A 5,885-nucleotide genomic window follows, 5' to 3' on the forward strand; every position below is an offset into this window, starting at 1 on the left:
GGGTCCCCGTCGGGACCCGCCGCGTTCGTCCGGTCGAATTATCGGATCAGCGGTGGGCGCGGTTCACTGCCGAGACGATGGCGCGCAGCGACGCGACGGTGATCGACGGCGCGATACCTGCGCCCCACACCAGCGCGGTGGTGCCGTCGGGGCGTGTCACGTCGGCTTCGACGAATGCTGCGGCATTGGCGTCGTCGCCGGCGGACATCGCGTGCTCGGCGTAGCCGCGCACGGCCACCTGGTAACCGAGGGATTCCAGGCCGTCGACGAATGCCGCCAGCGGTCCGTTGCCGGAGCCGCTGATCTCCTTCTCGACGCCGTCCACCTTCAGTACTGCGACCACGGTGTCCTCGCCGTCGTCGGTCTCGGCCGCGGTCACCTTCTGCTTGATGCGCTCGAGCGGCGTGATGGGGGCCAGGTACTCCTCGTTGAAGATGTCCCACATCTCCTTGGGGCTGACCTCACCGCCTTCGCCGTCGGTGACCTTCTGGACGGCCTGCGAGAACTCGACCTGCAGTCGACGCGGCAGGTTCAGTCCGTGGTCGTGCTTCATGATGTACGCGACGCCGCCCTTGCCGGACTGCGAATTCACGCGGATCACCGCCTCGTAGCTGCGGCCGACATCCTTCGGGTCGATCGGCAGGTACGGAACCGCCCAGGTGATGTCGTCGACGTCGGCGCCCGCAGCGTCCGCATCGGCCTTCATGACGTCCAGACCCTTGTTGATTGCGTCCTGGTGGCTGCCGGAGAATGCGGTGTAGACCAGGTCGCCGCCGTAGGGGTGACGCTCCGGGACGGGCAGCTGGTTGCAGTATTCGACGGTCCGTCGGATCTCGTCGATATCCGAGAAGTCGATCTGCGGGTCGACGCCGCGGCTGAACATGTTCAGGCCCAGGGTCACCAGGCACACGTTGCCGGTGCGCTCACCGTTACCGAACAGGCAACCTTCGATGCGGTCGGCGCCGGCCTGGTAACCCAACTCGGCTGCGGCAACTCCGGTGCCCCGGTCGTTGTGCGGGTGCAGCGACAGGATGATCGAGTCGCGTGCGGCCAGGTTGCGGTGCATCCACTCGATCGAGTCGGCGTAGACGTTCGGTGTCGCCATCTCGACGGTGGCGGGCAGATTGATGATGACCGGGTTCTCTGGGGTGCCGCCGAGGGTCTCGACGACCGCGTCGCAGACCTCTTTGGCGTACGACAGTTCGGTGCCGGTGTACGACTCGGGCGAGTACTCCCACCGCCAGTTCGTGTCGGGGTAGTTCTTTGCCGTCTCGATCACCAATTCCGCGGCGTCGGTAGCGATCTTCTTGACGGTGGCCTGGTCGGCTCTGAACACGACGCGGCGCTGCAGGATCGACGTCGAGTTGTAGAAGTGCACGATCACGTTCTGCGCGCCGGCACAGGCTTCGAAGGTGCGGGTGATCAGCTCGGGCCGCGACTGCGTCAGAACCTGAATGGTGACGTCATCGGGAATGGCGTTGTCCTCGATGATTTCCCGGACGAAATCGAAATCGGTCTGGCTCGCCGACGGGAAACCGACCTCGATCTCCTTGTAGCCCATGCGAACCAGCAGATCGAACATGCGGCGCTTGCGTGCGGGACTCATCGGATCGATGAGCGCCTGGTTGCCGTCGCGCAGGTCGACGGCGCACCAACCCGGGGCGCGGTCGATGATCTTGTCGGGCCAGGTCCGGTCGGGGAGCGAGACGGGCTCCACCTCTTCGGCGAAAGGCCGGTAACGGTAGGTGGGCATGGACGAGTTCTTCTGCTTGTTCCATGCTGCCTGGTCGGCGGGAGCGGGCTTGGTCGGCGGCGTGATGTTGCGCGAACCGGAGGTGAAAGCGTCGGCGGGTGACATGACGTACTCCAAGAAAAAAGGGGACTTGTGAGTCCAGATCAGGATATCGACCGGCGCGACGAAACCCCGCGACGGGAGGCCGGTCTGGTCAAATCCCGCCGCGGCGGCCGAGAAGAAGCGCACGCTGCATGCCAAGCAGTGTAACGCGCATGACCGGGCTTCGCCCACGGGGATGTCCGTGCTGTGTGCGTTGTCCGGGATGGAAGCCGGGGACGTGCTGGACAGGCGCGATGACGGCGTGTTCGTGACCTGATCGAAACCAGTTGTTCCCCGCACTCGCGTCACACCCCCTATCGTGCTCAGTGGAAACTTTGGCACCACCAGTAACACCGGTAACAGGCGAACTGTGAGGGGCGTGTTGATGAGGCCGATGAGACCGGCAGTCATCGGGGGCTGGGCCCTCGTCCTCGCATTCGGTGGGACGGTGCCGCTCGCCGCGCAGGCGGGCGCTGAGCCGTGCGGCCACGAGAGTCCCAGTGGTAGCGGGTTCGGTAGCGGCGGCAGCGCCGATCTTCTGCCCGGTGCGCCGAAGGATCGGCTCCCCGATCTGGGCCCCGGACCTACGCGGGCCGTCGCGTGGCTCACCGGACCGCACAGCGACAACCGGACCGACGCACGGTTCTCCGTCTCCGGCACGGACCTGGCCATCATGTGGGACAACGGCGCAGCGGAACCGGATCGCAGAATCCTCATGGCCTTCGGCGACACCTTCGGAGATTGTTCCGCCCCGGGTGAGGAATGGCGCCACAACGTCCTCATGCGCAGTGCCGACACGAACCTGACCGACGGCATCGACGTACCCGATCCGGTTCCCGGCGACATCCACGCCGGCTCGCCGGTGCATGCGCACGCTCCCGATTTCTCCCGCGAGCTCGTGGGGGCGCTCGGGATCGAGGGGATCGAGAAGACCGTGATCCCGACGGCGGGAATCTCCGTCGACGGGGTTCAGTACATCAACTTCATGTCGGTGCGGGCCTGGGGTGGCCACGGCGAATGGTGGACCAACGCCTCGATGATCGGCACGTCGGCCGACAACGGCGAGACCTGGCATGTCGACCCGGCCACCGCGAGACTGAACGTGCCCCTCGATATACCGGGCGTCCAGCAGCTGTCGTCGGGCAACGCCAATTTTCAGCAGCACGCATACCTGCGACACGGCGGTTACCTCTACGACTACGGAACTCCGCAGGGGAGGTTCGGCGCCGCGTTCCTCTCCCGCGTGCCCGAACAGCAGATCCTCGACCTCGCCGCGTACGAGTACTGGACCGCCGACGGCTGGATTCCGGGTGACGTCGACCGTGCGGTACCGATCGTCCCGGGCGCGGTGGGGGAGCTGTCGGTGCACTTCACCGGCGACCGATTCGTCATGCTCTACGGCAACGACGCGACCGGCGCGATCGAACTGCGCACCAGCCCGTCGCCCGAAGGTCCGTGGAGTGGGCCGAGGCCGCTCGTGACCCGCGACGAGGCCGGGGGTCTCTATGCGCCGTTCATCCACCCGTGGTCGACGGGACGCGACCTCTATTTCACGGCCTCACGCTGGAGCGATTACAACGTCATGCTTCTGCGCACGACCGTACTCTGATAGGGCGGGGCCCGCGAGGTGCGCCGACATCGGTAAGCTTGCTTCCTGGACTTGTACCCAAGACCCCGGAGGTTCGCCAGCGTGGCACTCGTCGTCCAGAAGTACGGAGGATCATCGGTCGCGACGGCCGAACGGATCCGGCGCGTCGCTGAAAGGATCGTCGAGACCAAGAAGGCCGGCAACGACGTCGTCGTCGTCGTCTCGGCGATGGGCGACACGACCGATGAACTCCTCGACCTCGCCCAACAGGTCTGCCCGGCCCCCCCGGCGCGCGAGATGGACATGCTCCTCACCTCGGGTGAACGCATCTCCAACGCGCTTGTCGCGATGGCGATCCACTCGTTCGGAGCCGAAGCCCGGTCGTTCACCGGCTCGCAGGCAGGTGTCATCACCACCGGCAGCCACGGCAAGGCGAAGATCATCGACGTGACGCCCGGCCGGGTGCGCACCGCACTCGATGAAGGTGCCATCGTGCTCGTCGCCGGATTCCAGGGCGTCAGCCAGGACAGCAAAGACATCACGACGCTCGGACGCGGCGGGTCGGACACGACCGCTGTGGCTCTTGCCGCTGCACTGAACGCGGATGTCTGCGAGATCTACACCGACGTCGACGGCGTGTTCACGGCTGATCCGCGCATCGTCAAGGATGCGCAGCGGCTCGACAAGGTCTCCTTCGAGGAGATGCTCGAACTCGCCGCGTGCGGCGCGAAGGTACTGATGCTGCGTTGCGTCGAGTACGCCCGCCGCTACAACGTGCCTGTGCACGTCCGTTCGTCGTACACCACCAAGCCCGGCACCCTCGTGACCGGATCGATGGAGGACATCCCAGTGGAAGAAGCCCTGATCACCGGCGTTGCGCACGATCGCAGCGAATCGAAGATCACCGTCGTCGGACTGCCCGACACGCCCGGCTACGCCGCGAAGGTGTTCCGCGCTGTCGCCGACGCCGAGATCAACATCGACATGGTGCTGCAGAACATCTCGAAGGTGGAGACGGGCAAGACCGACATCACCTTCACTCTGCCGACCTCGGACGGCCCGCGCGCCGTCGAACTGCTCGCCAAGCGGCAGGAAGACATCGGCTTCACCCAGGTGCTGTTCGACGACCACATCGGCAAGGTGTCGCTCGTCGGTGCGGGTATGAAGAGCCACCCCGGCGTCACCGCCAAGTTCTGCGAGACCTTGGCCGAGGCGGGTATCAACATCGACCTCATTTCCACCTCGGAGATCCGCATCTCGGTGCTGGTCGACGACAACGACCTCGACGACGCAGTGCGTGCACTCCACGCGGCGTTCGACCTCGGCGGCACCGAAGAAGCCGTCGTGCATGCAGGAACGGGACGGTAATCATGGGAAAGACAATCGCTGTCGTAGGCGCGACCGGTCAGGTCGGCATCGTCATGCGCACACTCCTCGAGGAGCGCAACTTCCCGGCCGACAAGGTGCGGTTCTTCGCATCGGCCCGCTCTGCCGGTAAGAAGCTGCCGTTCCGCGGCGAGGAGATCGTCGTCGAGGATGCGTCCGCGACTTCCGACGAGGATCTGAAGGGCATCGATATTGCTCTGTTCTCCGCCGGTGCCACCCTGTCGCGCGAGCAGGCTCCGCGGTTCGCCGCTGCGGGAGCGACCGTCGTCGACAACTCGTCGGCGTGGCGCAAGGACCCCGAGGTTCCGCTCGTGGTGAGCGAGGTCAACCCGGAGGATGCGAAGAACCCGCCGAAGGGCATCATCGCCAACCCGAACTGCACGACCATGGCCGCGATGCCGGTCCTCAAGGCCCTGCACGACGAGGCGGGCCTGCAGCGCCTGATCATCTCGAGCTACCAGGCCGTGTCGGGCAGCGGTATCGCCGGTGTCGAGGAACTCCTCGGCCAGGCGCGTGCCGTCATCGGAGACGCCGAGAAGCTGGTGCACGACGGCAGTGCCGTCGACTTCCCGGCTCCCGACAAGTACGTCGCGCCGATCGCGTTCAATGTGCTGCCGTTGGCCGGATCGATCGTCGACGACGGTACCGGTGAGACCGACGAGGATCAGAAGCTGCGCAACGAGTCGCGCAAGATCCTGGGTCTTCCCGACCTGCTCGTGTCGGGGACATGTGTGCGCGTCCCGGTCATCACGGGCCACTCGCTGTCGATCAATGCAGAGTTCGAGCGCCCGCTCTCGGCCGCCCGCGCGCAGGAAGTTCTCGCGTCGGCTCCGGGCGTCAAGCTGGTCGATGTGCCGACGCCGCTCGCGGCGGCCGGCGACGATGTGTCGCTGGTGGGTCGTATCCGTCAGGACCCCGGCGCTCCGGAAGGCCGTGGCATCGCACTGTTCGTGTCGGGCGACAACCTTCGGAAGGGCGCTGCGCTCAACACCATTCAGATCGCAGAACTCCTGGCTCAGTAGATCATCCCTGTTTTTCGAGCGAACGGCACCTTCGATCGATCAGATCGATCGAAGG

Annotated in this window: 4 protein-coding genes; 3 read left to right on the forward strand and 1 reads right to left on the reverse strand. The window is 65.7% G+C overall.

From position 1 onward, the window contains the following. Positions 1 to 46: 46 nt before the first annotated feature. Positions 47 to 1,858 (reverse strand): 2-isopropylmalate synthase, encoded by a 1,812-nt coding sequence (gene leuA, locus ACFWB0_RS25405; protein WP_378493170.1) that lies wholly within the window; start codon positions 1,856 to 1,858, stop codon positions 47 to 49. A 370-nt stretch (positions 1,859 to 2,228) separates the two neighbouring features. Here leuA and ACFWB0_RS25410 point away from each other — a divergent pair, with 370 nt between their 5' ends. From ACFWB0_RS25410 to ACFWB0_RS25420, 3 genes are all read left to right on the forward strand, one after another. After that, positions 2,229 to 3,443, forward strand: coding sequence for a DUF4185 domain-containing protein (locus ACFWB0_RS25410; RefSeq protein WP_378493171.1), 1,215 nt, complete (start codon positions 2,229 to 2,231; stop codon positions 3,441 to 3,443). Positions 3,444 to 3,524: 81 nt separating this feature from the next. Further along, positions 3,525 to 4,790, forward strand: a complete 1,266-nt coding sequence (locus ACFWB0_RS25415; RefSeq protein ID WP_378493172.1) for an aspartate kinase — start codon at positions 3,525 to 3,527, stop codon at positions 4,788 to 4,790. 2 nt (positions 4,791 to 4,792) lie between these two features. Further along, complete coding sequence (locus tag ACFWB0_RS25420) at positions 4,793 to 5,830, forward strand: aspartate-semialdehyde dehydrogenase (RefSeq protein ID WP_378493173.1); 1,038 nt, start codon at positions 4,793 to 4,795, stop codon at positions 5,828 to 5,830. The last annotated feature ends 55 nt before the right edge of the window (positions 5,831 to 5,885 follow it).

This window comes from Rhodococcus sp. NPDC060086, from assembly GCF_042730275.1.
In the GTDB taxonomy this organism is placed as follows: Bacteria; Actinomycetota; Actinomycetes; order Mycobacteriales; family Mycobacteriaceae; genus Rhodococcus.